This window comes from Mesorhizobium sp. M2A.F.Ca.ET.042.01.1.1 (assembly GCF_003997405.1).
Classification (GTDB): domain Bacteria; phylum Pseudomonadota; class Alphaproteobacteria; order Rhizobiales; family Rhizobiaceae; genus Mesorhizobium.
The window spans coordinates 1-25,876 of record NZ_RZRX01000067.1 but is presented as its reverse complement, the minus strand read 5'-3'; the positions used below and the strand labels follow the sequence as shown (position 1 = coordinate 25,876).

At 62.6% G+C, this 25,876-nt stretch carries 29 protein-coding genes; 14 read left to right on the top strand and 15 right to left on the bottom strand.

What is annotated here, in order from left to right; translation table 11 throughout:
- The first annotated feature begins 120 nt into the window (after window positions 1–120).
- Genes EOA23_RS12740 through EOA23_RS12735 form a run of 3 tightly spaced genes read left to right on the top strand, consistent with a single transcriptional unit; the run spans window position 121 to window position 1,203 of the window.
- Window positions 121–687 (top strand): DpnI domain-containing protein, encoded by a 567-nt coding sequence (locus tag EOA23_RS12740; protein ID WP_245474147.1) that lies wholly within the window; start codon window positions 121–123, stop codon window positions 685–687.
- A gap of 8 nt (window positions 688–695) precedes the next feature.
- Entirely contained in the window at window positions 696–896 is a 201-nt protein-coding gene (locus tag EOA23_RS36450; protein WP_245474146.1) for a hypothetical protein, read from the top strand.
- Window positions 897–921: 25 nt separating this feature from the next.
- Window positions 922–1,203 carry a hypothetical protein gene (locus tag EOA23_RS12735; protein WP_127304384.1) on the top strand — a complete coding sequence of 94 codons (282 nt, stop codon included), beginning with the start codon at window positions 922–924 and terminating at the stop codon, window positions 1,201–1,203.
- Window positions 1,204–1,208: 5 nt separating this feature from the next.
- Here the strand turns inward: EOA23_RS12735 and ettA are convergent, their stop codons facing one another.
- Window positions 1,209–2,858 carry an energy-dependent translational throttle protein EttA gene (gene ettA / locus EOA23_RS12730; RefSeq protein WP_126060051.1) on the bottom strand — a complete coding sequence of 550 codons (1,650 nt, stop codon included), beginning with the start codon at window positions 2,856–2,858 and terminating at the stop codon, window positions 1,209–1,211.
- 264 nt (window positions 2,859–3,122) lie between these two features.
- On the opposite strand from ettA, the gene EOA23_RS12725 reads away from it, so the two are divergent.
- Window positions 3,123–4,400 carry a GGDEF domain-containing protein gene (locus tag EOA23_RS12725; protein WP_127304383.1) on the top strand — a complete coding sequence of 426 codons (1,278 nt, stop codon included), beginning with the start codon at window positions 3,123–3,125 and terminating at the stop codon, window positions 4,398–4,400.
- Window positions 4,401–4,844: 444 nt separating this feature from the next.
- On the opposite strand, the gene EOA23_RS12720 is transcribed toward EOA23_RS12725, so the two are convergent.
- Window positions 4,845–5,840 (bottom strand): ribonuclease, encoded by a 996-nt coding sequence (locus tag EOA23_RS12720; RefSeq protein ID WP_127304382.1) that lies wholly within the window; start codon window positions 5,838–5,840, stop codon window positions 4,845–4,847.
- A gap of 194 nt (window positions 5,841–6,034) precedes the next feature.
- On the opposite strand from EOA23_RS12720, the gene EOA23_RS12715 reads away from it, so the two are divergent.
- From EOA23_RS12715 to EOA23_RS12705, 3 genes are all read left to right on the top strand, one after another.
- On the top strand, window positions 6,035–6,967 hold the full coding sequence (locus tag EOA23_RS12715) for an alpha/beta hydrolase (RefSeq protein WP_127304381.1): 933 nt from the start codon (window positions 6,035–6,037) through the stop codon (window positions 6,965–6,967).
- A gap of 81 nt (window positions 6,968–7,048) precedes the next feature.
- Window positions 7,049–8,221 (top strand): CaiB/BaiF CoA-transferase family protein, encoded by a 1,173-nt coding sequence (locus EOA23_RS12710; protein WP_127304380.1) that lies wholly within the window; start codon window positions 7,049–7,051, stop codon window positions 8,219–8,221.
- The gene (locus tag EOA23_RS12705; RefSeq protein ID WP_127304379.1) at window positions 8,218–9,867 is read left to right on the top strand and encodes a thiamine pyrophosphate-binding protein; all 1,650 of its coding nucleotides are present in this window, start codon (window positions 8,218–8,220) and stop codon (window positions 9,865–9,867) included. The genes EOA23_RS12710 and EOA23_RS12705 overlap by 4 nt, the downstream gene beginning before the upstream one ends.
- A 33-nt stretch (window positions 9,868–9,900) precedes the next feature.
- Here the strand turns inward: EOA23_RS12705 and EOA23_RS12700 are convergent, their stop codons facing one another.
- The 5 genes from EOA23_RS12700 to EOA23_RS12680 all read right to left on the bottom strand — a co-directional run bounded on the left by EOA23_RS12700 (window position 9,901) and on the right by EOA23_RS12680 (window position 14,405).
- Window positions 9,901–10,338, bottom strand: coding sequence for a CHRD domain-containing protein (locus tag EOA23_RS12700; RefSeq protein ID WP_127304378.1), 438 nt, complete (start codon window positions 10,336–10,338; stop codon window positions 9,901–9,903).
- Window positions 10,339–10,502: 164 nt separating this feature from the next.
- The gene (locus EOA23_RS12695; protein ID WP_042637338.1) at window positions 10,503–11,474 is read right to left on the bottom strand and encodes an ABC transporter substrate-binding protein; all 972 of its coding nucleotides are present in this window, start codon (window positions 11,472–11,474) and stop codon (window positions 10,503–10,505) included.
- A 39-nt stretch (window positions 11,475–11,513) separates the two neighbouring features.
- Window positions 11,514–12,644, bottom strand: a complete 1,131-nt coding sequence (locus tag EOA23_RS12690) for an ABC transporter permease (RefSeq protein ID WP_127304377.1) — start codon at window positions 12,642–12,644, stop codon at window positions 11,514–11,516.
- Window positions 12,641–13,519: an ABC transporter permease gene (locus EOA23_RS12685; protein ID WP_127304376.1), complete on the bottom strand. Its 879-nt coding sequence runs from the start codon at window positions 13,517–13,519 to the stop codon at window positions 12,641–12,643. The genes EOA23_RS12690 and EOA23_RS12685 overlap by 4 nt, the downstream gene beginning before the upstream one ends.
- Before the next feature lie 94 nt (window positions 13,520–13,613).
- Window positions 13,614–14,405 (bottom strand): ABC transporter ATP-binding protein, encoded by a 792-nt coding sequence (locus EOA23_RS12680; protein WP_126081957.1) that lies wholly within the window; start codon window positions 14,403–14,405, stop codon window positions 13,614–13,616.
- A 113-nt stretch (window positions 14,406–14,518) separates the two neighbouring features.
- Here EOA23_RS12680 and EOA23_RS12675 point away from each other — a divergent pair, with 113 nt between their 5' ends.
- Window positions 14,519–14,929, top strand: a complete 411-nt coding sequence (locus tag EOA23_RS12675) for a cupin domain-containing protein (protein ID WP_176479989.1) — start codon at window positions 14,519–14,521, stop codon at window positions 14,927–14,929.
- A 17-nt stretch (window positions 14,930–14,946) separates the two neighbouring features.
- Here the strand turns inward: EOA23_RS12675 and EOA23_RS12670 are convergent, their stop codons facing one another.
- The 3 genes from EOA23_RS12670 to EOA23_RS12660 all read right to left on the bottom strand — a co-directional run bounded on the left by EOA23_RS12670 (window position 14,947) and on the right by EOA23_RS12660 (window position 18,094).
- Window positions 14,947–15,324, bottom strand: coding sequence for a hypothetical protein (locus EOA23_RS12670; protein ID WP_127304375.1), 378 nt, complete (start codon window positions 15,322–15,324; stop codon window positions 14,947–14,949).
- A gap of 2 nt (window positions 15,325–15,326) precedes the next feature.
- On the bottom strand, window positions 15,327–16,778 hold the full coding sequence (hydA, locus tag EOA23_RS12665) for a dihydropyrimidinase (RefSeq protein ID WP_127304374.1): 1,452 nt from the start codon (window positions 16,776–16,778) through the stop codon (window positions 15,327–15,329).
- A gap of 65 nt (window positions 16,779–16,843) precedes the next feature.
- Window positions 16,844–18,094, bottom strand: coding sequence for a Zn-dependent hydrolase (locus EOA23_RS12660; protein ID WP_127304373.1), 1,251 nt, complete (start codon window positions 18,092–18,094; stop codon window positions 16,844–16,846).
- Between the two features lie 121 nt (window positions 18,095–18,215).
- Here EOA23_RS12660 and EOA23_RS12655 point away from each other — a divergent pair, with 121 nt between their 5' ends.
- A complete protein-coding gene (locus EOA23_RS12655) occupies window positions 18,216–18,854 on the top strand; it encodes a TetR/AcrR family transcriptional regulator (protein WP_127304372.1) in 639 nt (212 codons plus the stop codon).
- A 26-nt stretch (window positions 18,855–18,880) separates the two neighbouring features.
- On the opposite strand, the gene EOA23_RS12650 is transcribed toward EOA23_RS12655, so the two are convergent.
- Both EOA23_RS12650 and EOA23_RS12645 read right to left on the bottom strand, forming a co-directional pair.
- Entirely contained in the window at window positions 18,881–19,231 is a 351-nt protein-coding gene (locus EOA23_RS12650; RefSeq protein ID WP_127304371.1) for a hypothetical protein, read from the bottom strand.
- A 9-nt stretch (window positions 19,232–19,240) separates the two neighbouring features.
- Complete coding sequence (locus tag EOA23_RS12645) at window positions 19,241–20,569, bottom strand: aspartate aminotransferase family protein (RefSeq protein WP_126060037.1); 1,329 nt, start codon at window positions 20,567–20,569, stop codon at window positions 19,241–19,243.
- Window positions 20,570–20,804: 235 nt separating this feature from the next.
- On the opposite strand from EOA23_RS12645, the gene EOA23_RS12640 reads away from it, so the two are divergent.
- The 3 genes from EOA23_RS12640 to EOA23_RS12630 all read left to right on the top strand — a co-directional run bounded on the left by EOA23_RS12640 (window position 20,805) and on the right by EOA23_RS12630 (window position 22,472).
- The gene (locus EOA23_RS12640) at window positions 20,805–21,434 is read left to right on the top strand and encodes a TetR family transcriptional regulator C-terminal domain-containing protein (RefSeq protein ID WP_095769027.1); all 630 of its coding nucleotides are present in this window, start codon (window positions 20,805–20,807) and stop codon (window positions 21,432–21,434) included.
- Between the two features lie 89 nt (window positions 21,435–21,523).
- Window positions 21,524–22,054, top strand: a complete 531-nt coding sequence (locus tag EOA23_RS12635; RefSeq protein WP_127304370.1) for a hypothetical protein — start codon at window positions 21,524–21,526, stop codon at window positions 22,052–22,054.
- A complete protein-coding gene (locus EOA23_RS12630) occupies window positions 21,987–22,472 on the top strand; it encodes a hypothetical protein (RefSeq protein WP_127304369.1) in 486 nt (161 codons plus the stop codon). The genes EOA23_RS12635 and EOA23_RS12630 overlap by 68 nt, the downstream gene beginning before the upstream one ends.
- 1 nt (window position 22,473) lies before the next feature.
- Here the strand turns inward: EOA23_RS12630 and EOA23_RS12625 are convergent, their stop codons facing one another.
- The gene (locus EOA23_RS12625) at window positions 22,474–23,346 is read right to left on the bottom strand and encodes a helix-turn-helix transcriptional regulator (protein ID WP_127304368.1); all 873 of its coding nucleotides are present in this window, start codon (window positions 23,344–23,346) and stop codon (window positions 22,474–22,476) included.
- Between the two features lie 103 nt (window positions 23,347–23,449).
- On the opposite strand from EOA23_RS12625, the gene EOA23_RS12620 reads away from it, so the two are divergent.
- Window positions 23,450–24,295: an SDR family oxidoreductase gene (locus EOA23_RS12620; RefSeq protein WP_127304367.1), complete on the top strand. Its 846-nt coding sequence runs from the start codon at window positions 23,450–23,452 to the stop codon at window positions 24,293–24,295.
- Window positions 24,292–25,014, top strand: a complete 723-nt coding sequence (locus EOA23_RS12615; protein ID WP_127304366.1) for an SDR family oxidoreductase — start codon at window positions 24,292–24,294, stop codon at window positions 25,012–25,014. The genes EOA23_RS12620 and EOA23_RS12615 overlap by 4 nt, the downstream gene beginning before the upstream one ends.
- A 36-nt stretch (window positions 25,015–25,050) precedes the next feature.
- On the opposite strand, the gene EOA23_RS12610 is transcribed toward EOA23_RS12615, so the two are convergent.
- A complete protein-coding gene (locus EOA23_RS12610) occupies window positions 25,051–25,509 on the bottom strand; it encodes a carboxymuconolactone decarboxylase family protein (RefSeq protein WP_127304365.1) in 459 nt (152 codons plus the stop codon).
- 36 nt (window positions 25,510–25,545) lie between these two features.
- A partial coding sequence (locus EOA23_RS12605) for an Rrf2 family transcriptional regulator (protein ID WP_145966421.1) occupies window positions 25,546–25,876 on the bottom strand: 331 nt, incomplete at its 5' end.

The window sequence follows — 25,876 nt, the reverse complement described above, 5'->3', positions numbered from 1 at the left end:
TGCTGATATCACTCAAAGCCAAAAGGGCAATCGACTTTTCGCAACGCTATCAGGCTCTTGATCGTCGCGGTTCCGTGACGGTAGATTCACATCTTGATGCCGCAGATGGGCTGATTGCGAATGAAATTTGGTTTCGAGGAAGCGCAAGCCAAATACGTCAGCGGTTCTCAGCGCGCGAGGGTATGGACTGAACAGTGGGTTTCCCAGTGGCTTTATTGCCCTAACTGCGCAGGTTCACGACTGACCCAGTTTTCTGCAAATCAGCCCGTTGCCGATTTCTTCTGCGGCCATTGCAGCGACCAATTCGAGCTGAAAGGCCAGAAGAAAGCCTTCGGCGCGAAGGTTGCTGACGGTGCTTATTTCACTAAGATCGATAGGCTGGCATCGTCAACTAATCCAAATTTGATACTGCTGAATTACGACCTGAACAAAATGACCGTATTAAACGTTTGCATGGTGCCCAAGCACTTCTTCATCCCAGACATTATTGAAAAGAGAAAGCCGCTTGCCGCAACAGCGAGGAGAGCGGGATGGATCGGCTCGAACATACTGCTTGATGCGTGCCGGACTCAGGGCGAATTTATATCGTTCGAAACAGCATTCCAGTTCCGAAGGACGCAGTCATTGCACAATGGCAGAAGACCCTTTTTCTTCGCGAGAAGGAAGCGGAAGCTCGTGGCTGGCTAGTCGAAGTTATGAAATGCGTCGATCTGATCGGCACAGTGGAATTTGATATCGAGCAGGTCTACTCGTTTGAAAGGAGATTGAGCGCTCTATATCCGCACAACAGGAATGTCCGGCCAAAGATTCGTCAGCAACTGCAAGTTCTTCGGGATAGCGGATATCTCGATTTCGTTTCACGTGGGCGCTATCGTATCAGAAGCAATCCACTATAGTCTCGCGGCGCAGGGAGGTTCCAGCATGGCCTGGTTCGCAAACCACTACGAATGCTACAGGTGCAGTGAACATTGGATCGACGAATGGTCCTGTATGTGTGACGACGAGTGCCCGAACTGCGGGGCACGTCACGCGACGCCTGTAGAGAGTGAAGACCTAACGTTTCAGGTGGTTGCCGACACTGGTGCTTTTGTCGTTCTGAAATCGCCGGACGATGCAGAATACCGCCCAGATTACGAAGAGATTGGGCGCTTCGCCAGCGAGGAGCTAGCGAAGCAGTTTGTCGCGCAGTTCGAACGTTTGTAAGCTTCCTACCGCGTCAGCCGCTTGTGCGTCATGCGGTGCGGGGCTGCCGCTTCGGCACCGAGGCGGCGCAGCTTGTCCTTCTCGTATTCCTCGAAATTGCCTTCGAACCACTCGACATGCGCGTCGCCCTCGAAGGCGAGCATGTGGGTCGCCATGCGGTCGAGGAACATGCGGTCGTGGCTGATGATCACAGCGCAGCCGGCGTAGGCCTCGAGCGCGTCTTCGAGCGCGGCCAGCGTTTCGGTGTCGAGGTCGTTGGTCGGTTCGTCGAGCAGCAGAACATTGCCGCCGCCCTTCAGCATCTTGGCCAGATGGACGCGGTTGCGCTGGCCGCCCGACAGGTTGCCGACCTTCTGCTGCTGGTCGCCGCCGCGGAAGTTGAAGGACGAGCAGTAGGCGCGGCTGTTGACCTCATGCTTGCCGAGCTTGATGACCTCGGCGCCGCCGGAGATCTCTTCCCACACCGTCTTGTTCGGATCGAGCGCGTCGCGGCTCTGGTCGACATAGCCGAGCTTGACGGTCTCGCCGATGCGGATCGAGCCGGCATCCGGCTTTTCCTGCCCTGTTACCATCTTGAACAGCGTCGTCTTGCCGGCGCCGTTCGGGCCGATCACGCCGACGATGCCGCCCGGCGGCAGCTTGAACGACAGGTTCTCGATCAGGAGCTCGTCGCCAAAGCCCTTGTTGAGGCCCTCGACCTCGATGACGACATTGCCGAGGCGCTCGCTCGCCGGGATGACGATCTGCGTGTCGGTCGGCTTGCGGTTCTGCGACTGCTCGACCAATTCCTCATAGGCCTTGATGCGCGCCTTCGACTTGGTCTGGCGCGCCTTGGGCGAGGATTGGATCCACTCGCGCTCGCGCCAGATCGACTTCTGACGGGCGTCATCCTCGCGCCCTTCCTGGATCAGGCGCTTGGCCTTGGCATCGAGATATTTGGTGTAGTTGCCCTCGTAGGGAATGCCGCGGCCGCGATCGAGCTCGAGGATCCAGCCGGTGACGTTGTCGAGGAAGTAGCGGTCGTGGGTGATGATCAGCACCGAGCCCGGATAGTCGCGCAGATGCTTTTCCAGCCACTGCGTGGTCTCGGCGTCAAGATGGTTGGTCGGTTCGTCGAGCAGCAAGAGGTCGGGCTGTTCGAGCAGCAGGCGGCAAAGCGCCACGCGGCGACGTTCACCGCCCGAAAGGTTGGTCACTTCGGACTCCGGCGGCGGACACTGCAGCGCGTCCATCGCCATCTCGACCTGCTGCTCGAGATCCCACAGATTGAGGCGGTCCATCTCGTCCTGGAGCTTGGCCGACTCGTCGGCCGTCTCGTCGGAATAGTTCATCATCAGCTCGTTGTAGCGCTCGATGATGGCGGTCTTCCTGGCGACGCCGTCCATGACGTTTTCACGCACGGTCTTGGTGTTGTCGAGCTGCGGCTCCTGCGCCAGGTAACCGACGGTCGCGCCTTCTGCCAGCCACGCCTCGCCCTGGAACTCCTTGTCGAGCCCGGCCATGATGCGCAGGATCGTCGACTTGCCCGAACCGTTGGGGCCGAGGATGCCGATCTTGGCGTCCGGATAGAAGGACAGGTGAACGTTATCGAGCACCTTCTTGGTGCCATAGGCCTTCGACAGGCCTGACATGTGATAGATGAACTGGCGAGCCACGCGCGCTTTCCCTGGAAACTGAAGTGTCAAAGTGAATGGGGGTTGCGCGCTATGTAGGCGATGAAGCGCTGCACGGCAATCGCTTTCGGCGCGCAGGCGGTCAAACGGCGCGCTTTCGCCGGTTTTGCGGTCCCACTCCGTCCATAGCTTTTCACCGCCGCCGGCCATGCCTGAAATCAGCGGTTAACCATTCGCCTTCAAAAAGCTAATAGGTTGGCAAATGGCGGCCATGCCGCGGTTTCGGGGAAAGATCGGATCGACGACGTGCTGAACGGTGCTCTGCTCCTTGCCGAAGCGGTTCTCTATTTCGGCGCCATGGTCACGCTTTTCCGCTTCCGGCGACGCATCGGGCTTGGCGTGTTCATCTGCGCGCTCGGCGTCATGCACTTCCTCGAAACCTACCTCGCCAGCGTCTTTTATGTCGCGCTGCCGTTCGGGCTGGTATCGCCGGGCTCCGCCGTACTGTTCTCCGGCAAGCTGGTGATGATCCTTCTGCTCTACATGAAGGAGGACGCGGCGACCGTCCGGCAGCCGATCTACGGTCTTTTGCTCGGCAACGCGCTGATGATCGGCCTGGTGCTGATCCTGCGGCTGCACGTCGTTTCGCCGCTTCCCGACGGCAGGATGCCCGACATCGCCTTCATCGACGAGATGGGCTGGCTGATGGTCTGGGGCACCTCGCTGCTCTTCATCGACGCCATCCTGATCATCCTGCTCTACGAGAAGCTCGGCGCCTATCTGCGCGCCAGGCCGTTCATGCGCATCCTCGCCTCGGTCGCCTGCGTGCTCACCTTCGATCAGGCCGGCTTCTTCACCGCGCTGCATTTCGTCGCCGGCGCGCCGATCGAGGTCTTCTTTGGCGGCTGGCTCGCCAAGATGGGTGCCGCGCTTGCCTATAGCGGCATGCTCGTCGCCTATATCAAATGGGTCGAGGACAATGATGTCGCCGTGCCGCGCGGCCTCTCCGACATCTTCGACACCCTCACCTATCGCGAACGCTATGAGGCCCTGGTCAAATATGTCGGCCGCGACGGTCTTACTGGCCTGCTGCATCGCGGCAGCTTCGATGCCGACGGCGAATCCGCGGTCACGGCCGCCATCAGGATGGGCAAGCCGCTTAGCCTTCTCATCGTCGACGTCGACCATTTCAAGTCGATCAATGACCGCTTCGGCCACGCCGAGGGCGACAAGGTGTTGAAATCGATGGCCGTGCTGCTGGCCGAGACGATCGGCGGCAACGATCAGGTGTTCCGGATCGGCGGCGAGGAATTCGCCATACTGACGCAACAGTCGCACGCACCCGCCAGGCTGCTCGGCGAGACCATCAGGAACGCCACCAAGACCTCGGGGCATACTGCCCGCTTCAACATCACGGTGAGCGCCGGCGTCTCCACCGTCAGCGAGACGACGCGCTCCCTTGCCGACATTTTCGCGCTGGCCGATCAGCGTCTCTACAAGGCCAAATTCAGCGGCCGCGACCGCGTGGTCGGGGAGCCAGGCAGCGAGCCGATCATCATCCAGGCGACGCCCAGATCGGCCTAGTTCCCCGACACAGAGATTTTGAAAAATTGCCGTTTGTCTTGGTGCAAGATTTTCCGTTCATGTCCGTGAAAATCAGCGCAAGCGCCGGGGATTGGCTGAAGCCGCCGCAACCTCGTCATTCTATGGCGGAGCAAGGAGCGAAGCGACGCGGCGCAGACCATAGAATCCATTCCGTGACTTCAAAGCGTTGCCGCGGTACAGAATTCTGCTCCGCTGCACGCCTTGGCGAAGGTAACGGAATGGATTCCAGGGTCTCCGCGACGGAGCTTCGCTCCTGCTCCGCCCTGGAATGACGATCGTGATGGGCGTTTCGGCTAATCTCCAAAGCATGCCACCAGCCAATGCAAACAGAGCCGACCGGTCAAACCCCTGTGCAATGCCATTGGAGCATGCCAGGAAAAGCGCGCGGCAAATGTCGAACGCTCTTGGCCAGGCGTGCGAACTCTACTGGAAACCGATCGCGTCGACCGTCCCCTTCGGACAGCCGGCCTTGGCCGTCGGTGCGGACGCCATCAGGAGATCGGCGAGCTTGCTGTCGGGCCCGATCGGGCCTGATAGGCCGAGCGTGATCTCGCCGATCAGACGCCGGCCGCTCGACGGGTCGACCAGACAGGAGACGCGCACGCGGTCCCCGGCACCGGCGCCGAAGGCCGCGTTGAAGGCGCCGCGGATCTGGTCGGAGGTCAATTGCTTGCCGATGTTTTTGGTGAAGAGATCGCGCACCTGGGAAGCGTTCACCGCCCGCATCAGGTTGAGCGTATCTGAGAAATACTCCTGCTGGCTCTTGCCGTAGCAGGTGCCGTGCTTGATCCATTCATGCCGCTCCAGCTTGGAGGCGGTGCCCGGCATCACCTGGTCGAGCTCGGCGCGCGTGTTCGCGTCGAGCTTTACCGGCGGCAAATCTCCCCAATGCGCCGGATTGTCATTGGCTTTGTCGGCCGCCGGCACCTGGCAATAGAAATTGCCGTTCGGCTGCGGCCACAGGCCGTGCAGCGTGAAATGCGAGGCATCGAACTCGGTGGGGTTCTGCGCCTTGCATTCGGGCTTGCTTGCCTTGGTCTCGCAGAAGGCAGGCTGCCAGCTCAGCGCAAAGACATATTCGGGTTTTCCGGAGGCCGAAGGCTTGGTCTGCGCCGGGGTCGCCGCCGCGCTGCCGCCGCTGACATGGCCGCAGCTGATCTTCACCCAGCGCCGCTCCGGATCGGCGCCCGGCACCTGGATGAGATAATGGGTCGGCTCGTCCTTGTTGCCGGCAAGAAGATCGTAGGACTTGCCTGCTTCGGTCGAGATGTTGCCGGGGTTCTTGCCGTTCTTGATCGCCTGTGTCGCCGGACAGGCGCTGTCGGCCACGAAAGTGCCGCTCACCTTGACGTCGGCAAGCGCCGCGCCGGCGCCGGCCAGAGCCAGCACCATCGAACCCCCCAATGCCCAAACCCGCATACCCGCTCTCCCGGCGATCATTGATCCGTATTGGATTCGTCACACTAGAACAGCCGACGTGTCAGAATTGCGATCTTTTTTCACCGTGCGAAAAAACAATCCCCAGCTGAGCGCTCCATCGGCGTGTTCGCAAGCGCGCCCGTCCACTTGACGTATGTCGCGCCCTCGCCCAACAGTCACCAAGGGAGCGAGACATGCCATTCGACAAGCAAACCAGCCTGGCCTCACCGACCGGGGCCGAGCTCAACCTCTATGTGAAACACGCTGAGGCGAAGCCACGCGCCGTGGTGCAGATCAATCATGGCCTGGCCGAGCATGCTGCGCGCTACGCCCGCTTTGCCGATTACCTCGCGCCGCGCGGTTTCCACGTCTATGCCCACGATCACCGCGGTCATGGCGCGACGAAAGCGCCCGACGCGCCGCTCGGCAAGTTCGCGGACAGCAACGGCATCGCCAAGGTGATCGCCGATGTCGACGCCGTTCACGAGCTGATCGCGAAAGAGCATCCGGGCTTGCCGGTGATCGTTTTCGGGCATTCGCTGGGGGCCTCGATAGCGCTCAACTTCGTGCTGCGCCATTCGCAACGCGTGCATGCCGCCGCGATCTGGAACGGCAATTTCTCGCAGGGCCTGCTCGGGCAGCTGGCACTGCTCATCCTCGGCTGGGAACGGATGCGGCTGGGCTCCGATGTGCCGTCGCGGCTTCTGCCCAAGCTCACCTTCCAGGCCTGGGGCAAGGCGGTGCCCAACCACCGCACCCTGTTCGACTGGCTGTCGCGCGACGCGATCGAGGTCGACAAATATGTCGCCGACCCGCTCTGCGGCTGGGACGCCTCGATCTCGATGTGGCGCGATGTCGTCAACATGGCGCAGCACGCCAACAAGGATTCTAGTTTCGCAGCCGTGCGCCGCGACCTACCCGTCAATCTCATCGGTGGCGAGAAGGATCCCGCGTCGGACTACGGCAAGGCGATCAACCACCTCGCCAAACGCATGCGGGCGATGGGTTTTTCGAATCTGGTTTCAAAGGTTTACCCGGAAACCCGCCATGAAAGCCTGAACGAGATCAACCGCGACGCCGTCATGAACGATTTCGCCGCCTGGGCTGACGGCGTGCTGAAACCCTGATCCGGCTTGGCCTACTGCATGGGTCGTGACACGACCGGTGCGGGTTGCTAGAGGCTGCCTTTCGTTAGAACACGGTGATCCATGGCCGAACCCCCGCTGAAAGGCATCCGCGTTATCGAGCTTGCCCGCATCCTGGCCGGCCCCTGGGCCGGGCAATTGCTGGCCGACCTCGGCGCCGACGTCATCAAGGTCGAGAGCCCGGACGGCGGCGACGATACCCGCAAATGGGGTCCGCCCTTCGTCATGAGCCATGACGGCGAGAACCTTTCGGCCGCCTACTACCATTCCTGCAATCGCGGCAAGCGTTCGATCGCCATCGATTTCTCAAAGCCCGAAGGCGCCGAGACACTGCGCAAGCTGGTCGCCACCGCCGATGTGCTGATCGAGAACTTCAAGCTCGGCGGCCTCAAGAAATACGGCCTCGATTATGAAAGCCTGAAGGCGATCAATCCGCGCCTTGTCTATTGCTCTATCACCGGCTTCGGCCAGGACGGTCCCTATGCGCCGCGCGCGGGCTACGATTTCATCATCCAGGCCATGGCCGGCATGATGTCGATCACCGGCGAGCCGAGCCGCGAGCCGCAGAAGGCCGGCGTCGCCATCTCCGATCTCTTCACCGGCCTCTATTCGGTGATCGCCATCCAGGCCGCGCTTCGCCATGCCGAAAGGACCGGCGAGGGCCAGCACATCGACATGGCGCTCTACGACAGCCAGATTTCGGCGCTCGGCAACCAGAACCTCAACTATCTGGTCTCCGGCAAGTCGCCGGTGCAGATGGGCAATGCGCATATGAACATCGCGCCCTATGAAGTGCTGCCGGTGAAGGATGGCCACATCATCCTGGCCGTCGGCAATGACGGCCAGTTCGGCAAGTTCTGCGCCGTGGTCGGTCTCGCCGATCTGCCCACCAATCCGGATTTCGCCACCAATCCCGCGCGGGTCGCCAACCGCGCAAGGTTGCGTGCAACGATTATCGAGAGGCTGGCTACATTCGACCGCGATCCGCTGCTGGCGAAGCTGGAGGCTGCCGGAGTGCCGGCGAGCCCGATCAACACGATCGGCCAGATGTTCGCCGACCCGCAGACCATCGCGCGCGGCATGCGGCTCGACCTCGACGACGGCCATGGCAACCGCCTGCCCTCGGTGCGCGCGCCGATGGTGATGTCGGGCACACCGCTCGTCTATAAGCGCCCCTCGCCGCGCCTTGGCGAGCACACTGCAGAAATCCTTGCCGAATTGGAGAAACCAAAATGAAGACCGGCGGACAACTGATCGTCGAGGCGCTCGAGGCGAACGGCACCGACCGCATCTTCTGCGTTCCGGGCGAATCCTATCTCGCGGTGCTCGACGCGCTGCATGACTCCTCGATCCGCACCATCGTCTGCCGTCAGGAGGGCGGTGCTGCGATGATGGCCGACTGCCAGGGACGGTTGACCGGCAAGCCCGGCATCTGCTTCGTCACCCGCGGCCCCGGCGCCACCAACGCGTCGGCCGGCGTCCACATCGCCATGCAGGATTCGGTGCCGATGATCCTGTTCATCGGCCAGGTCGCCAGCCACGCCAAGGAACGCGAGGCCTTCCAGGAGGTCGACTACAAGCGTTTCTTCGACGACATCGCCAAATGGGTGGTGGAGATCGACGATGCCGCGCGCATTCCCGAATTCGTCACCCGGGCTTTCGCCGTCGCGACGTCAGGACGCCCCGGCCCTGTGGTCATCTCGCTGCCCGAGGACATGCTGACCAGCGAGGTCGAGGCTCCGGCAGCCCTTCCGCACACGCCTGTCGAGACGCGTCCCGGCGAAGCCGAGCTCGATGCGGCGCAAATGCTGCTCGCCAACGCCAAGCGTCCCTTCGTCATCCTCGGCGGCACGCGCTGGAACGAGGAAGCCGTGGCGCAGATGCGCACGATCGCCGAGACGTGGTCGCTGCCGGTCGGCTGCTCCTTCCGCCGTCAGATGCTGTTCGACCATCTCCATCCGAATTACGCCGGCGATGTCGGCATCGGCATCAATCCCAAGCTCGCGGAGCGGATCAAGCAGGCCGACGTCGTGCTTTTGATCGGCGGGCGCCTGGGCGAGATGCCGTCTTCCGACTACACGCTGCTGAAGAGCCCCTACCCCGACCAGGCGCTGGTGCATGTCCATGCCGACGCCGGCGAGCTGGGCCGCGTCTACCGGCCGACGCTGGCGATCAACGCTTCGCCCGCCGCCTTCGTCGAGGCCTTCGCCAAACGCAAGCCCGCCGCCAGCCCTTCCTGGGCGGCCGAGGCGGAAAAGGCGCATGCCGCCTATCTCGAATGGTCGACGCCGCCGCAGACTGGCCCGGGCGCAGTCCAGATGGGCCCGATCATCGAGCATCTTGGAAAGGTCCTGCCGGAGGACGCCATCCTCACCAACGGCGCCGGCAACTACGCCACCTGGGTACACCGTTTCTACCGCACCCGCCGCTTCGGCACGCAGGCAGCACCCACCTCCGGCTCGATGGGCTACGGCACGCCCGCGGCCGTTGCCGCCAAGTCGCTGTTCCCGGATCGCACCGTGATTGCCTTCGCCGGCGATGGCTGCTTCCTGATGAACGGTCAGGAATTCGCGACGGCTGTTCAGTATGACCTGCCGATCATCGTCATCGTCGTCAACAACGGCATCTACGGCACGATCCGCATGCATCAGGAGCGGGAATATCCGAGCCGCGTCGTCGCCACCGAGCTCAAGAATCCGGATTTCGCGGCGCTCGCCCGCGCCTATGGCGGCCATGGCGAGACGGTGGAAAAGACCGCCGACTTCGCGCCGGCCTTCGAACGCGCGCTGGCCAGCGGCAAGCCGGCGATCGTCGAGATCAAGCTCGATCCCGAAGCGATCACGCCGACCCGCACGCTGACGCAGATCCGCAACAAGAGCTAAGCAAAAGGGGCGGCTTGACGCCCCTTTCCTGGTTTACATCGCCTTCTCGATCTGGCCGCGGATCTCGCCGTCCTTGTTCTTGGCGGTGTGGATGTTGACATAGTATTTGCCGGCCTCCAGATCGGATGCCTGCGCGTCGGTCAATGTCGCCGATCCCTTGATCGGGCTCTTCAGCTTCTTGAACGGGATGACCGGGTCCGCATTAGCGCCCATATCTGCCGGGCCGTGGATGTGACCGGCCACGGCAGGCCCGCTAAGGCCGGAATATTTGACGTTCCAGCTGAGTTTCTTGCTTGTCGTGTCGAAGGTGAGAGTGGCGGTTCCCTTGCCCTTGGTGGTGACGGGCGGGCTCTGCTGGCCGCCGTCGAGCGTCGCCTTGAACTTCATCGTCTCGGCCATGGCAGGTGGTGCGATGAGGAACGCGGTCGAAACCGCCAAGGCCGAAAGCATCGGCACAGATAGGATGCGCATGAAGACCTCCGTTGATTGCAGCATCCTTTGCGGCTCCCCGACGCACGGATGCGCCAGTCAACGGTTGGGTCGCCGGATGTATCCCCGCACACGATTATTTTACCGCGGGCAAGAAAAAGGGGCAGTCGCCCGCCCCTTTCAAACCCGGTTGTAGAGACGCGAGCTTACTTGATCGCCTTGTCGGTGATCGCGGTCGTGTAGGCGCCGCTCGCCTCCTTGCTGATGATCTTCTGGTCAAGCAGCGCCTTGGCGGTGCGCTCGTAAGCGGCCGGTATCAGCTTGCCGTCGGCATTGTCGACCAGCTTGGCCACTTCCTTCATCATGAACTTCTGGTGGTTCTCGTCCTGGCCGCCGGCGTCGACGACGATTTCGGCCGCCTCGTCGGTGTTCTCGGTGGCGTATTTCCAGCCCTTCATCGAGGCGCGCACGAAGCGAACCATCTTGTCCTCGAAGGCCGGGTCCTTGAGCTTGTCCTCGAGCGTGTAGAGCCCGTCTTCCAGAAGGTCGTTGCCCATGGCCGAGTAGTTGAAGACGATCAGGTCTTCCGGTTTGTAGCCGGCATCCAGCACCTGGCCATATTCGTTGTACGTCATGACCGAGATGCAGTCGGCCTGCTTCTGGATCAGCGGCTGCACGTCAAAGCTCTGCTTGAGCACGGTGACGCCGTCCGGGCCGCCATCGGTCTTGAGACCGATCTTGTTCATCCAGGCGTAGAACGGATATTCGTTGCCGAAGAACCAGACGCCGAGCGTGTGGCCCTTGAAGTCGGCTTCCGTCTTGATCGGCCCGGCCTTCGGGCAGACCAGTTCCATGCCGGCCTTCTTGAACGGCTGGGCGATGTTGACGAGCCCCACGCCCTTGTCGCGGGCCGCGAGCGCGCCGCCCATCCAGTCGACGATGACATCGGCGCCGCCGCCGGCGATCACCTGCTCGGGCGCGATGTCCGGGCCGCCCGGCTTGATGTCGACGTCGAGGCCTTCGGCGTCATAGAAGCCCTTGGCCTTGGCGACATAATAGCCGGCGAACTGGGCCTGCGTGACCCATTTCAATTGCAGTGTCACCTTGTCGGCGGCCATCGCCTGGAACGCGGCCAGCGACATGGCGCCGGCCAACGCGGAAATCAGCAGTCTTTTCATGTTTTTACCCTCTGAAGTTAGTGCCCAAACCCACCGCCCCTATCCACCTCGGACAGAGGGATGCCAAAACGTGACGGCTCTCTCGACGAGAGCGACCACGCCATAAAAGACCGAACCCGCAAGTGCTGCAACTGCGATTTCGGCCCACACCATGTCGATGTTCATCCGCCCGACTTCCGTCGAGATCCGGAATCCCATGCCGACCACTGGCGTGCCGAAGAACTCCGCGACGATGGCGCCGATCAGCGCCAGCGTCGAGTTGATCTTCAGCGCATTGAAGATGAACGGCATTGCCGCCGGCAGCCTGAGCTTGAGCAGCGTCGGCCGGTAGCCCGACGCATAGGTGCGCATCAGGTCGCGCTCCATATGCCCGGAGGCGGCCAGCCCGGCGACAGTGTTCACCAGCATCGGGAAGAAGGTCATGATGATGACCACCGCTGCCTTGGACGGCCAGTCGAAGCCGAACCACATGACCATGATCGGCGCCACGCCGATGATCGGCAGCGCCGACACCATATTGCCGATCGGCAGCAGCCCGCGCCGCAGGAACGGCACACGGTCCGCGAGGACGGCGACGGCGAAGCCGGCGAGGTTGCCAACGACATAGCCGATCAGCACCGCCTTGAAGATTGTCTGCCGCACATCCGAGCCCAGGATCGGCAGCGAGTTGGCGATGCGCGCGCCGATGGCGCTGGGCGGCGGCAACAGGATGAAGGGGATGCCGGCGCCCCGCGTCACCGCTTCCCAGATGATCAGGATCCAGGCGCCGAAGATCGCCGGGATGATCAGGCGCAATGCGGTCGACATCAGGCGTGAATTTGCGCGCAGCTCCGACAAAATCGCAACACAGCGCCAGGCGAGCAACCAGGCCCCGGCGAGCACAAGGTAGTAAGCAGGCCCCGCCGTACCTTCGTGACCGCGAATGCTGCCCAGCAGCAGAACCGCAGCGCCGTGGGCGCAGATAAAAAGCATCGCTGCCTCCCACAGCTTAGGGAGGCGACCTGCGATCCAAACCGGAAGGGCAACCAATGCGATCGCAAATGCCCCTGAAGAGCTGCCATAAGGCCAGGCGAGGCCCGGTACGCCTATGTTGAAAACGAAAATCACAATCGGATAGAAAACCAGCACGAAGGCCAGGTTTGCCTGCCAACTGTACTTGACGGCGCTCATGCCGGCCTCCCGCCCATGGCGCGGTCGACCAGGCGCCCGGCGATGCCGACGACCATCACCAGCAGCGCCGCGACGATGGAGCCTGCAACCAGCGCCGACCAGATATCGATGGTCTGGCTGTAATAGGCACCCGCGAGGAGTTTGGCGCCGATGCCCGCGACCGCGCCCGTCGGCAGCTCGCCGACGATGGCGCCGACCAGGCTTGCCGCCACAGCCACCTTCATCGAGGTGAACAGGAACGGCACCGAGGCCGGCACGCGCAGTTTCCAGAAGGTCTGCGAGGCGCTGGCATTGTAGGTATGCATCAGGTCGAGATGCATGAGCTCGGGCGAGCGCAAGCCCTTCACCATACCCACCGCGACCGGGAAGAACGACAGATAGGTCGAGATCAGCGCCTTCGGGATCAGGCCGGTGATGCCGATCGCCGCCAGCACCACGATGATCATCGGCGCCACCGCCAGGATCGGTATGGTCTGCGAGGCGATGATCCACGGCATCAGGCTGCGGTCGAGCGTCGCCACATGCACGATGCCCACCGCAATGACGATGCCGAACGCCGTGCCGAAGGCGAAGCCGAGCAGCGTCGAGGACAACGTCACCCAGGCGTTGTAGACCAAGCTGCGGTTCGAGGTGACGGACCGCAGAAAAGTGTTCTCGAAGAAATTCACCGCCACCTGGTGCGGCGCCGGCAGCGTCGGCTTCGGCTGCGACAGCGTCTTGCCGATGAACTCGACCGCGCCGGGCGTCTCATTGCCTCGCTGATCGAGATCGCGCTGGAACGGCGCGTTGAGGATCACGGCAAAGACGTACCAGAGCACCACCACGCCGGCGAGGATGGTGGTGACGGGGATGATTTTCGAGCGGAAGCTATCCACGGCGTTGCCCTCGCGGGGGGCCGTCCCCTCACCCGGCCGCTGCGCGGCCACCCTCTCCCCGGTGGGGAGAGGAGGGCGCATATCCTTATCCGCCTCAATCATCATAGCTGTGCCCAGCCCTCAACCCGTCCCGCACCCGCGCGGCGATCGCCAGAAACTCCGGCGTCTCGCGGATGTCGAGCGGCCGCTCCTTCGGCAGCGTCGATTCGATGATGTCGGTGACGCGGCCCGGCCGCGGCGACATCACCACGATGCGCGTCGACAGATACACCGCCTCGGGGATCGAATGGGTGACGAAGCAGATCGTCTTGTTGGTCCGCGCCCAGAGGTCGAGGAGCTGCTCGTTGAGATGATCGCGCACGATCTCGTCCAGCGCGCCGAACGGCTCGTCCATCAACAAAAGGTCCGCATCGAAGGCGAGCGCGCGCGCGATCGAGGCGCGCTGCTGCATGCCGCCGGAAAGCTGCCAGGGATATTTCTTCTCGAAGCCAGAAAGATTGACCAGCGCCAGCGTACGCTTGATGCGCTCCGCCTGCTCGGCTTGGGAAAGGCCGATGATCTCCAGCGGCAATCCCACATTGCGCTCGATCGTGCGCCACGGGAACAGGGCCGCCGCCTGGAAGACATAACCGTAGGCGCGCTTCTCGCGTGCCTGCTCAGGCGTCATGCCGTTGACGGAGATCGTTCCGGATGTCGCCCTTTCCAGGTCGGCGATGACGCGCAGCAAGGTCGTCTTGCCGCAGCCGGACGGGCCGATGAAAGAGACGAATTCGCCCTTGCCGATAGTCAGGTCGACATTGGAGAGCGCCTGCACCGGACCGTCATTGGTCTGGAAGGTGAGGCCGAGCTTGCTTGCCGAAACGACGGCTGGCGGCTGTTCGCTCATTGGCTGCGGCCTGCCTTTCGCAGCCGCTGCCGCGCCGTCCGCAATCCGGTTGATTTTATGATAGCGTTGCTTTCCACTCGTCCTGTCCCACCCGATCGACGCCGCCCGGAGCCTTGCCGATGTCGCCTAAACCCACCTGTCATCTCGTTCGCCCCGAAAGCACCTATCAGGGCAAGCAGGGGCTGAGCTATTTCGCCGGCATCGCCGCCGAGACTGTCGGCTCCTCCGGCATCTGCATGCACCTTCTCACCATGCCGCCCGGCGCCCGTGCCAAGGCGCATATGCATGAAAGCCACGAGACGGCCATTTACGTGCTCTCCGGCGAAGTCCACACTTGGTATGGCGACCGGCTCGAGCATCACATCGTCGTCAAGGCCGGCGACCTCTTCTACATTCCGGCGGGCGTACCCCATTTGCCGGCCAATCTGAGCGGCGCCCCTTCCTCGGCGGTCATCGCCCGCACCGACCCCAACGAGCAGGAAAGCGTCGTCCTGCTGCCGGAACTGGATGGCCTCGTCGCTTGACCCTGACGGGATCGCCGTCATTTGCACCGGGAGACTTCGCCCATCACATTGCCGTCCTCGTCTGCCACCACCAGCTTCTTCGCATTCTTCGCGCTGCGCTTGATGGTGAACTTGGTCGGCGCCTGTCCTTCTTCGCCCTCCGCCTCGCATTTTGCCGTCACCACCAGCGATCCGTCGGCCTGGGGCTGCTTGTCGCTGAAGGTGCAGGCGCTGGCCGCCGTGATCAATTCCTTGTCGGTCAAAAGCAGCATCTTGTCGGCGGCGACCTCCTGGCCGTTCCGGTTGATGCAGCCATATTTGTCGCCATAAGGTTTTGAGAGATCGATGCTGGCGGCCGATGCATGGCCGGCAGCCAGCATAGCGGTCGCTGCGATCGCAAGATGAAGAGCCCGCATGGTCAGACCCCGGTTGCCGGAATGCCAGTGCGCTCCACCTTGCGTGGCGCGGAAATCTCCTTCCAGGTCGACAGCGCCCGGTTGACCGCAGCGTTCGGCTCACGCGCCACGAACTCGCCATGCCCGGCCTTGGCCTTCACGTCCGCCTCCTCGATCGAAAGCTCGCCGCGCGAGAAGACGAAGCGCGGCAGGCCGGTCACCTCGAAACCTTCGAAGACGTTGTAGTCGATCACCGACTGCTGCTTCTTGGCCGAGATCGTCTTCTTGCGCTTCGGGTCCCACACGACGATGTCGGCATCGGCGCCTTCGACGATCGCACCCTTCTTCGGATACATGTTGAGGATCTTGGCGATGTTGGTCGAGGTCACCGCGACGAACTCGTTCATCGTCAGGCGGCCGGTGTTGACGCCGGTCGTCCACAGCACCGGCAAGCGGTCCTCGAGCCCGCCCGTGCCGTTCGGGATTTTTGTGAAGTCGCCGATGCCGTTGCGCTTCTGCTTGGTGGTGAAGGAGCAGTGGTCGGTCGCCACCACCTGCAGAGAGCCGGCCTGCAGGCCTGCCCACAGCGAATCCTGGTGCCACTTGCTGCGGAAGGGCGGGCTCATCACGCGGCGCGCCGCGTGGTCCCAGTCCTTGTTGAAATATTCGGTCTCGTCGAGCGTCAGATGCTGGATCAGCGGCTCGCCGAACACCCGCATGCCCTTCTGGCGCGCTCGGCGGATCGCCTCGTGGCTCTGCTCGCACGAGACATGCACGACATAGAGCGGCACGCCGGCCATGTCGGCAATCATGATGGCGCGGTTTGTCGCCTCGCCTTCCACTTCCGGCGGACGCGAATAGGCATGCCCTTCGGGCCCGTTGTTGCCGGCAGCCAGAAGCTTTTGCGACAGTGCCGCGACCACGTCGCCATTCTCGGCATGGACGAGCGGCAGCGCGCCGAGATCGGCGCAGCGCTGGAACGACGCATACATCTCGTCGTCATCCACCATCAGCGCGCCTTTGTAGGCCATGAAGTGCTTGAACGAGGTGATGCCCCGGTCGACAACGGTCGCCATCTCGTCGAACACCTGCTTGCCCCACCAGGTGATCGCCATGTGGAAGGAATAGTCGCAGGCCGCTTTCGAGGTCTTGTTGTCCCACATCTGCAGCGCCTCAAGCAGTGACTGCTGCGGCGCCGGCAGGCAGAAATCGACCACCATCGTCGTGCCGCCGGAGAGTGCCGCGCGCGTGCCGGATTCGAAATCGTCGGCTGAATAGGTGCCCATGAAGGGCATTTCGAGATGGGTGTGCGGATCGATGCCGCCTGGCATGACATAGCAGCCCGTGGCGTCGAACTCATGGTCGCCATGCAGGTTGGAGCCGATGGCGACGATCTTGCCGTGCTGCATCAGCACGTCGGCCTTCCACGTGCGGTCGGCCGTCACGATGGTGCCGTTGCGGATGACTTTGGTCATATCTGTTCCCCTGTTCTTTCGCGCTTCTTTGCGAGCGGCGTTGCGAGGTGATTTGGTCTAGTCGGTCATTCGACGATTCCCGCAGTCTCCACCACCGCGTGAAACAGCACGTCGGCGCCCGCCGCCGCCCATTCCTTGGAGATTTCCTCGGCCTCGTTGTGGCTGAGACCGCCCACGCAAGGGCACATAACCATGGTCGCGGGCGCGACCTTGGCCGCCCAGCAGGCGTCGTGGCCGGCGCCCGAAATGATGTTCATGTGGCTGTAGCCCAGCTTTTCGGCGGCGGTGCGCACGCGGCCGACCAGCGTCGGATCGAAGGTTACCGGATCGAAATGGCCGACCGCCTCGACCGAGCATTTCACACCGAGCGCCTCGCAGATCTTCGGCGCTTCCTTCTCGATGCGGGCGCGCATACCGTCGAGCTTCGCCTGGTCCGGCGAGCGGATATCGACGGTGAAAATCACCGTGCCTGGCAAAACATTGCGTGAATTCGGGGAGAACTTCATCTGTCCGACGCCGCCGACGGCGCCCGGCTGGCTCTCCATGGCGACCGTCTGCACCATCTCCAGGATACGGGCCATGGCAAGGCCGGCATTGACGCGCATATTCATCGGCGTCGAGCCGGTATGCGCCTCCCTGCCGGTCAGCGTGAATTCCAGCCACCACAGGCCCTGGCAATGCGTCACCACGCCGATCTGCTTGTTCTCGGCCTCCAGGATCGGTCCCTGCTCGATGTGATACTCGAAATAGGCATGCATCTTGCGCGCCCCGACCTTCTCGTCGCCGACCCAGCCGATCCGCTTCAGTTCGTCGCCAAAGGTCAGGCCGTCGAGATCCCTCCGGGCATAGGCGTAATCCTGTGTATGCACCCCGGCGAACACGCCGGAGGCAAGCATGGCCGGGGCGAAACGCGCGCCCTCCTCATTCGTCCAGTTGGTGACGACGATCGGATGTTTCGTCTTGATGCCGAGATCGTTGAGCGAACGCACGACCTCGAGGCCCGAGAGCACGCCAAGCACACCGTCATATTTGCCGCCGGTGGGCTGGGTATCGAGATGGGAGCCGACATAGACCGGCAGCGCGTCCGGATCGGTGCCGGCACGCGTCATGAATATGGTGCCCATCTGGTCGACGCCCATCGAGAGCCCGGCCGCATCGCACCAGGACTTGAAAAGCGCGCGGCCCTCCTTGTCGGAATCGGTGAGCGTCTGGCGATTGTTGCCGCCGGCGATGCCGGGGCCGATCTTCGCCATCTCCATCAGGGAGTCCCACAAACGGTCTGAATTGATTCGCAGATTCTCGCCGGGTGCGGCCATTTGCGGTTCCCATTTTCACCAGGGGTCTTGTCGCCCCTTGAGTGGTTTGCATCCTGACCGTATGGTCAGCTTTCAGACTACACAAGCTGACCAAGCGGTCAACGAGAATCTTGGGGGAGACATGACCGAATCCACCCGTCCGATGCGGCGCCAGGACATAAGGCGGGAGAATGAAAAGGCCATTCTGCTCGCCGCTGAAAAGGTGTTCGCGGAAGCCGGGTTCGGCGGCGCCACGATGCAGCTGATCGCCGACCTGGCGGGGCTGCCAAAGGCAAATCTCCACTATTATTTCGCCACCAAGGAGGAGCTCTACCGGTCCGTCGTCCAGAACATTTTCGAAATCTGGCTGCAGGCCGCCAATTGCTTCGATGTCGCGCGCGGGCCGATAGACGGTATCAGCGCCTATATCGATGCCAAGATGGAAATATCGCGCCGTCACCCCGACGGTTCGAAGGTCTGGGCATCGGAAGTGATGCACGGCGCGCCGGTGCTTCAGGACTATATGGAATCGACCCTGCGCGAATGGACCGACGGCCGCGTCGCGATCATCAGGCGCTGGATCGAGGAAGGCAAGATGGACCCGGTCGACCCGCGGCATCTGCTCTACATGCTCTGGGCCACGACCCAGCACTACGCCGATTTCGGCCACCAGATCGAGACGCTGAACGGCGGCAAGTCGCTTTCCGACCGGCAATGGCGGGAAGCCAAGGAAAACATCAAGCGCGTGATCCTGACCGGCATCGGCGCGCAGCCTGCCTGACCTGACCGCCAGTTGCACGGACGGTGCTATGCTTTCAATTCGTCGAGGAGCATCTGCGCCAGCCGAGGCTCCCCGGGCTGATTGGGCCCACGTTCCGCCCTGAGTTCAGCCAGTCGCTGCATGGGAGCAAACAGGTCGACAAACCCCATTTTCTCCCGAACCGTGACGAGCTCGTCGCCAATCGCGGCTAGCCGCTTTGCACTTTCCGGCAAATGCCGGCTTTCCAGAGAGGTCGGGAGCGTACCTCCGTTTTGGCCGAACAGCCCCCATTTGCCATCCGCGCAGTCGCGAAGCGCGATGAGCAAGGCAGCGGAATAGGCAGCCTCTAGAGACTGCCTTTCCCGTTCCAAGGCCGCTTCGCGCTTGGCAGAGACCATTTCCGACCTTTAGTCGATCGACCTCAGAACATCCCGCACATGGTCGATCAGCTCATTGATCTGGCCCTTGGTGATGATCAGCGGCGGCGACAGCGCGATGATGTCGCCGGTGGTGCGGATCAGCGCGCCGCGCTCGAACGCTTTCACGAAGGCCGAGAAGGCCCGCTTGGTCGGGCTGCCGGCGATCGGCGCCAGCTCGATCGCGCCGATCAGGCCGATGTTGCGGATGTCGATAACATGCGGCTCGCCCTTCAGCGAATGCAGCGCGTCTTCCCAGTATGGCGCCAGTTCCTCGCCGCGGGTCAAAAGGCCCTCTTCCTTGTAGGTGTCCAGCGTGCCGAGCGCCGCGGCGCAGGCGATCGGATTGCCCGAATAGGTGTAGCCGTGGAAGAACTCGATCATGTGTTCCGGGCCGGTCATGAAGGCGTCGTGGATCTCCTTCTTGACGAACACCGCGCCCATCGGGATGACGCCGTTGGAGACGCCCTTGGCCGTGGTCATGATATCCGGCGTGACGCCGAAATAGTCCGCCGCGAACGGCGCGCCGAGGCGGCCGAAGCCGGTGATCACTTCATCGAAAATCAACAATATGCCGTGCTTCGTGCAAATTTCCCGAAGTTTTTGCAGATAGCCCTTCGGCGGCAGGATGACGCCGGTGGAGCCGGCGACCGGCTCGACGATCACGGCCGCGATGGTCGAGGCGTCATGCAGCGCGATAAGCCGCTCGAGATCGTTCGCCAATTCCGCGCCATGCTCCGGCACGCCCTTCGAGAAGGCGTTCTTCTCCGGCAGATGCGTGTGCGGCAGATGGTCGACGCCGCCGAGCAGCGTGCCGAACATCTTGCGGTTGGAGACGATACCGCCGACCGAGATACCGCCGAAATTGACGCCGTGATAGCCGCGCTCGCGGCCGATCAGACGGGTGCGCGAGCCCTCGCCCCTGACACGGTGATAGGCGATCGCCATCTTGAGCGCGGTCTCGACCGATTCCGAACCGGAATTGGTGAAGAAGACATGGTCCATGCCCTTCGGCGCGATATCGACCAGCCGGTTCGCCAGCTCGAAGACAATGGGATGGCCCATCTGGAAAGCCGGCGCATAGTCGAGCTCGGCCGCCTGGTGCTGGATCGCCTCGGTGATCTTCGGCCGGCAGTGGCCGGCGTTCACGCACCACAGGCCAGCGGTGCCGTCGAGCACCTTGCGGCCGTCGCTGGTGGTGTAATGCATGTCCTTGGCGGACACGAACATGCGCGGCGCCTGCTTGAACTGCCGGTTTGCCGTGAACGGCATCCAGAATGCGCTGAGATCGTTCGGCGTGACTTTCAGCCGGTTGGACATGACCAGGACTTCCCCTTGTAACCTGTTTCGGTGCGGCCAACGCTTGGTCTTCGCTGCGTTTTCATGCTACGCAAATTTTTGACCGGTTGGACAAACGTTAGCACCGCCTGTCGGCGGTCAAGGGATTACTAGCGGAAATGCGGCATAAAAAGCGCGCTCCACAGCCCAGGGAAAAACTGGTCCAGAGAATTGGTCCAGATGGTCGGCGCGGCACCGCGCAAGGATGACGGATACGATGGAAGGCTCCGCTCCCCGCCGCACCCGCATCCAACAGGAAAAGCGCGAGCTGATCCTGGAAGCCGCGCTCGAAGTCTTCTCCGCCAACGGCTTTCGCGGCTCGACCATCGACCAGATCGCAGAAGCCGCCGGCATGTCGAAGCCGAACCTTCTCTATTACTTCCGCCGCAAGGAAGACATTCACGAGACCTTGATGCAGCGCCTGCTCGATACCTGGCTGGCGCCTTTGCGCGAGCTGGACGACATCGGCGACCCGCTGACGGAGCTGAGAAGCTATATCCGCAGGAAGCTGGAGATGGCGCGCGATTTTCCGCGCGAAAGCCGGCTCTTCGCCAACGAGATCCTGCAGGGCGCGCCGCGCATCAAGCCGATGCTGGAAGGCGAGCTGAAGACGCTGGTGGACGAAAAGGCGGCCGTCATCAAGGGCTGGATGCGCGCCGGCAAGATCGCCCGCACCGATCCCTGGCACCTGATCTTCTCGATCTGGGCGACGACGCAGCACTATGCCGATTTCGATGTCCAGGTCCGCGCCGTGCTCGGCGCCGACCGCGGCGGCGACGGCCGCTTCGAGGACGCGGCGCGGTTCCTGGAGCAGTTGTTCCTGGATGGGCTGAAGCCGAAGGGTTAGCCAAGAGTGCAGCTCCGTTCATGCATCGTTAACCATAGATTGGGACGATCAGCATAGAGACCTTCGCGGCTGAAACGGACGGCGATGGAATGGCCGACAAACCTACAAACGTGATTTTGCTGGGCACTGCAGCAAATAATCAATCGATAAAGGCTTCCTTAGAGGCGGAAGCCAAAGCCTTGGAGGCTTGGCACGGCAAGAACCCCTATTCAGAGTTTTTGATTGTCCACGGGCACCGTCCCGACGTCCAGCAGGCCGCAGCTATAGGCCAGTTGATGGGCGCGCAGGTCCTAGCTTCGGATGGAAGCAAACAACCGGGACTGTCTAGAATTTACAGACTGGCGACAAAGCGAGCAAGGGAGGAGCGTAAGCACAAGTCCACGTCGACGGACGCGGCTAACAAGATCAAATCAGCAGTGGCCGCCCTCCACTTCAACGACGATATCCGCAACAAACTTGTTCATGATTTGTTTTTTTTGATTGACGACGCTGAGTTTCGCAGCCAACTCCTTAGCGCTAGAAAATTGCTGGATCGATTCGCGGAGTCCTTTGATGGGCAAGCAAGAAGTAGCCGAAGTAAGGAACTATTTGATCGCAAAGGGGCAGGAACTCGGAGCTAAGGGTTCTACTTCTCACAAAATAATTGAAGCAGTTCGCAAAGAGCATCCCGACGCCGTCAAGAGAGCTTCAAGGTATCTCGAAGACATAGCAATGCTTCGACTACTAAGCCAAGCGCGTGATACTCGGCCAAATAGTGTATCCCCTCTTCAGCTTTCATTCATAGACACTCTGAAGCTGCCGATCCAAGTGGCAGTCAGCCTCGAAGATGGAAATCAAGGATTCAAGAATATTGAAGACGCCGATCTGATCGAGGAAATTGCCGCCTATTCGAAAAAGCTAGAGAAGCCTTCTCGCAAGTCACGCAGAAAAACTGACCTGGACATTTTGGTTGATCACTATAGGCCGTTTTATAGCGCCACTTGCAGAACGCTGCGCGACTGTATGGCCGCAGAAAACGTAACAGCAAAGCGGGCTTAGGTCACGCGCTGCGGCGCTCGGCCGTCTGTGCCTCTAGCAGCTTCCGCAACTTCGCAACCGAGTTCTGCTCGGCCAGCGGCGTGTAGACGATCAATCGCATATCCGAACCGTCGTCGATCGACAGGCTCATATGCTCGAACGTCATCGCGCCGGCGATTGGATGCCGCAGGTGCTTCAGCCCGGAAAGCCGGTGCACGACGTCGCGTTGCGGCCACCACTCGCGGAACTCGGGGCTCGAGCGCATCATCAGCGCGATCAGCCGCTCGAAATCCGGATCGCCGGTGTATTTCGCGCTCTCGGCGCGGAACGCGGCAAGGGTCGCGCGCGCCAGCTGCTCCCAGTCCACCAAAAGGTGCCGCCGGTGCGGATCGGTGAAGACGCCGTGGAGGATGTTGCGGGCATCTCCCTCCAGCTGGCCGTAATCGCCGAAAATGGCGACCGCCGCGTCGTTCCAGGCCAGCACGTCCCAGCGGGGGCCGACGACATAGGCGGGCTGCAGCACCAGGCTTTGCAGCATGTGCAGCAGCGGCCCCTCGACCTTGCCCTGCACGATGCGCCGCCGCTCCGGCTGCTGGCGGCCGGCAAGCGTGAACAAATGGCGCTGCTCGGCGCCGTCGAGCCGCAGCGCCTGGCAGAGCGCCGACAGCACCTCGACCGATGGCCGCACGTCCCTGCCCTGCTCCAGCCAGGTGTACCAGGTCGTGCCGACGCCGGCGATCATCGCCACTTCCTCGCGCCTTAAGCCCGGCGTGCGCCGCCGCGCGCCGCAAGCGATGCCGGCCGCATCAGGCGAGAGCCGCTCGCGACGCGAACGCAGGAAGCCGCCAAGCTCGCGCCGACGATGGTCTTCGGGGGAATGGGTCGCGATATCCATGCGCCTATTATAGCAGTACTGATACCAGGATAAAGTTTGAACTGTTTGAGACGCGCGCCCTGCCCCATCTTTCCGTTCAGAGCAGCGCAAGGAGGCTCCGGACATGGAACTCAAGGGCAAAACCATTCTCGTCACCGGCTCGACCGACGGCGTCGGCCGCGTGGTCGCCGAAAGGCTCGGCGCCGCCGGCGCCCGCGTGCTGGTGCATGGCCGCGACGCAGGCCGCGGCAACGCGACGGTCGCCGCGATCGAGGCCAAGGGCGGCAAGGCGGAATTCCTCGCCGCCGACCTCGCTTCGCTTGCCGAAGTACGCCGCCTCGCCGAAGCCGTGCGCGCAAGGACCGACCGGCTCGACATACTGATCAACAATGCCGGCGTCGGCACCGGCGGCCAGGGCGCCAAGCGGCAGGTCAGCGCCGACGGCTACGAGCTGCGCTTCGCCGTCAACTATCTCGCTGGCTTCCTGCTGACGGCTGAGCTCTTACCTTTGCTCAAGGCAAGCGCGCCGGCGCGCATCGTCAATGTCGCCTCGGCCGGCCAGCAGGCGATCGACTTCGACGACGCCATGCTGACGCATGGCTATAGCGGCGTGCGCGCCTACTGCCAGAGCAAGCTCGCGCAGATCCTGTTCACCGTCGATCTGGCTCGGGAGCTCGAGGGCACCGGCATCACCGTCAACGCGCTGCATCCGGCAAGCTATATGGACACCACGATGGTCCGGCAGGCGGGCGTCACGCCATGGAGCTCGGTCGAAACCGGCGCCGACGCCATCCTCAATCTCGCGACATCGCCGGCGCTCGAAGGGCGCAGCGGTCGCTATTTCGACGGCCAGCGGGAATCGCGCGCCGACGCCCAGGCCTATGACGAAAACGCCCGCCGCCGGTTGCGCGCTCTCAGTCTTGAGCTGACCGGACACCAATCTTCAAAATCCAAGGAACAACACCCATGAGCGAGACCATCGAACATTGCGTCATCATAGGCGGCTCATCCGGCATCGGCCTCGCGACGGCCAAAAAGCTGGTCAGCCCCGCCATGAAAGTCACGATCACCGGCCGCAACGAGGAAAAACTCAAGGCCGCGTGGAAGAGTCTGGGCGGCTCAGCCGACAAGGCTGCGTTCGATGCCGGCAATCCTGATGAGGTGCAGCGGTTTTTCAAGGACCTCGGGCCCTTCGATCACCTGGTTCTCGCCGCGAGCGGCGGCAAGGGGCTGGGACCGTTCGCGACGCTCGACCTCGCCGATATCGGCAGCGGCGTCGACGAGAAGATCCGGCCGCAATTGTCCTGTCTGCAGGCAGCCCTGCCGACCCTGAACAAGAGCGGATCGGTCACCTTCATCTCGGCTGTCTCGGCCCAGATCGCGGCGCCCGGCGTCGCCGGCATAGCCGCCATCAACGGTATGCTTTTGACCGTCGCGCCGATCCTGGCGGTGGAGCTGAAGCCGCTGCGCGTCAACGTCGTGGCCCCCGGCGTCATCGACACCCCATGGTGGGATTTCTTGCCGGACGATCAGCGGCAGGCGGTGTTTGCCGAATATGCCGGCAAGACGCCGGTCGGCCGCATCGGCCGCGCCGAGGATGTCGCCGAGGCGATTGCCTTCCTGGTCTCGAACAGCTTCATGACCGGCCAGGTGCTGACCTGCGACGGCGGCTTGAGGTTCGCCGCCTAGAGGAGGCGCGCGGACTCCCATCCGCGCGCCCTAGGATCAGGCCGCCTTGGCGGCCGGCATCGGATGGATGGCGTGGAAGGGAATGCACAACCGGTTCCACGTGTTGATCATGCCGAGCGCCACCGAGAGCTTGACCAGTTCCTCTTCCGAGAAATGCTCGAGCGTGCGGGCGTAGAGCTCGTCCGACACACCATTGTCGGCGATCAGCGTCACGGCCTCGGTCCATGCGAGAGCGGCACGCTCGCGTTCGGAAAACAGCGGCGATTCCTTCCAGGCGGCGACCAGATAGAGCCGGGTTTCGGTCTCCCCGTCGCGCCGCGCCTCGCGGCTGTGCATCTCGACGCAGTATGAGCAGCCATTGATCTGCGAAGCCCTGAGCTTGATCAGGTGCAGCAGGCTCACTTCCAGCCCGCATTCGTCGACGGCCTTGTTGAGCGCCGACACCGCCTTCATGATCTCGGGGGCCTTGGCAAAGAACTGCAATCTCTGTTTCATCGTCTTTCCTTCCAGTTTTTTGGGCGGGTTAGGGGTTTAAGTCTGCTTGGATGAAGCGGATTTCTGCGGCCGCTGGTGCCGCTCGACGAAAGCGCAGCTCGCGGCATAGGATCGCGGGTCGCCTTCGGCGGCGTACTCCGCCACGAGATCGGACAGCTTCACTTCCGCGAGTGCTGCCCGATAGGCGCGCTCGGCCCTGAGCATCGCGGCGTTGATGCCGCAGGGCTTCACATAAGCCGAGGCGTCGATCTTGACCGGGCCGCGCTGGCGGATTTCGCCGCAGCGGAACGCAGGCTCCCTGCCCTCGACGGCCAGCACGATATCGAGGAGCGTGATGCGTTCCGCCGCCCGCGCCAGCCGGTAACCG

Excerpts from the sequence above, each read along its gene's own strand:
- EOA23_RS12740 (WP_245474147.1), top strand. The coding sequence starts at position 121 with ATGAAATTTGGTTTCGAGGAAGCGCAAGCCAAATACGTCAGCGGTTCT.
- EOA23_RS36450 (WP_245474146.1), top strand. The coding sequence starts at position 696 with ATGAAATGCGTCGATCTGATCGGCACAGTGGAATTTGATATCGAGCAG.
- EOA23_RS12735 (WP_127304384.1), top strand. The coding sequence starts at position 922 with ATGGCCTGGTTCGCAAACCACTACGAATGCTACAGGTGCAGTGAACAT.
- EOA23_RS12720 (WP_127304382.1), bottom strand. The coding sequence starts at position 5,840 with ATGCGGGTTTGGGCATTGGGGGGTTCGATGGTGCTGGCTCTGGCCGGC.
- EOA23_RS12715 (WP_127304381.1), top strand. The coding sequence starts at position 6,035 with ATGCCATTCGACAAGCAAACCAGCCTGGCCTCACCGACCGGGGCCGAG.
- EOA23_RS12710 (WP_127304380.1), top strand. The coding sequence starts at position 7,049 with ATGGCCGAACCCCCGCTGAAAGGCATCCGCGTTATCGAGCTTGCCCGC.
- EOA23_RS12705 (WP_127304379.1), top strand. The coding sequence starts at position 8,218 with ATGAAGACCGGCGGACAACTGATCGTCGAGGCGCTCGAGGCGAACGGC.
- EOA23_RS12700 (WP_127304378.1), bottom strand. The coding sequence starts at position 10,338 with ATGCGCATCCTATCTGTGCCGATGCTTTCGGCCTTGGCGGTTTCGACC.
- EOA23_RS12695 (WP_042637338.1), bottom strand. The coding sequence starts at position 11,474 with ATGAAAAGACTGCTGATTTCCGCGTTGGCCGGCGCCATGTCGCTGGCC.
- EOA23_RS12690 (WP_127304377.1), bottom strand. The coding sequence starts at position 12,644 with ATGAGCGCCGTCAAGTACAGTTGGCAGGCAAACCTGGCCTTCGTGCTG.
- EOA23_RS12680 (WP_126081957.1), bottom strand. The coding sequence starts at position 14,405 with ATGAGCGAACAGCCGCCAGCCGTCGTTTCGGCAAGCAAGCTCGGCCTC.
- EOA23_RS12670 (WP_127304375.1), bottom strand. The coding sequence starts at position 15,324 with ATGCGGGCTCTTCATCTTGCGATCGCAGCGACCGCTATGCTGGCTGCC.
- hydA (WP_127304374.1), bottom strand. The coding sequence starts at position 16,778 with ATGACCAAAGTCATCCGCAACGGCACCATCGTGACGGCCGACCGCACG.
- EOA23_RS12660 (WP_127304373.1), bottom strand. The coding sequence starts at position 18,094 with ATGGCCGCACCCGGCGAGAATCTGCGAATCAATTCAGACCGTTTGTGG.
- EOA23_RS12655 (WP_127304372.1), top strand. The coding sequence starts at position 18,216 with ATGACCGAATCCACCCGTCCGATGCGGCGCCAGGACATAAGGCGGGAG.
- EOA23_RS12650 (WP_127304371.1), bottom strand. The coding sequence starts at position 19,231 with ATGGTCTCTGCCAAGCGCGAAGCGGCCTTGGAACGGGAAAGGCAGTCT.
- EOA23_RS12645 (WP_126060037.1), bottom strand. The coding sequence starts at position 20,569 with ATGTCCAACCGGCTGAAAGTCACGCCGAACGATCTCAGCGCATTCTGG.
- EOA23_RS12640 (WP_095769027.1), top strand. The coding sequence starts at position 20,805 with ATGGAAGGCTCCGCTCCCCGCCGCACCCGCATCCAACAGGAAAAGCGC.
- EOA23_RS12635 (WP_127304370.1), top strand. The coding sequence starts at position 21,524 with ATGGCCGACAAACCTACAAACGTGATTTTGCTGGGCACTGCAGCAAAT.
- EOA23_RS12630 (WP_127304369.1), top strand. The coding sequence starts at position 21,987 with ATGGGCAAGCAAGAAGTAGCCGAAGTAAGGAACTATTTGATCGCAAAG.
- EOA23_RS12625 (WP_127304368.1), bottom strand. The coding sequence starts at position 23,346 with ATGGATATCGCGACCCATTCCCCCGAAGACCATCGTCGGCGCGAGCTT.
- EOA23_RS12620 (WP_127304367.1), top strand. The coding sequence starts at position 23,450 with ATGGAACTCAAGGGCAAAACCATTCTCGTCACCGGCTCGACCGACGGC.
- EOA23_RS12615 (WP_127304366.1), top strand. The coding sequence starts at position 24,292 with ATGAGCGAGACCATCGAACATTGCGTCATCATAGGCGGCTCATCCGGC.
- EOA23_RS12610 (WP_127304365.1), bottom strand. The coding sequence starts at position 25,509 with ATGAAACAGAGATTGCAGTTCTTTGCCAAGGCCCCCGAGATCATGAAG.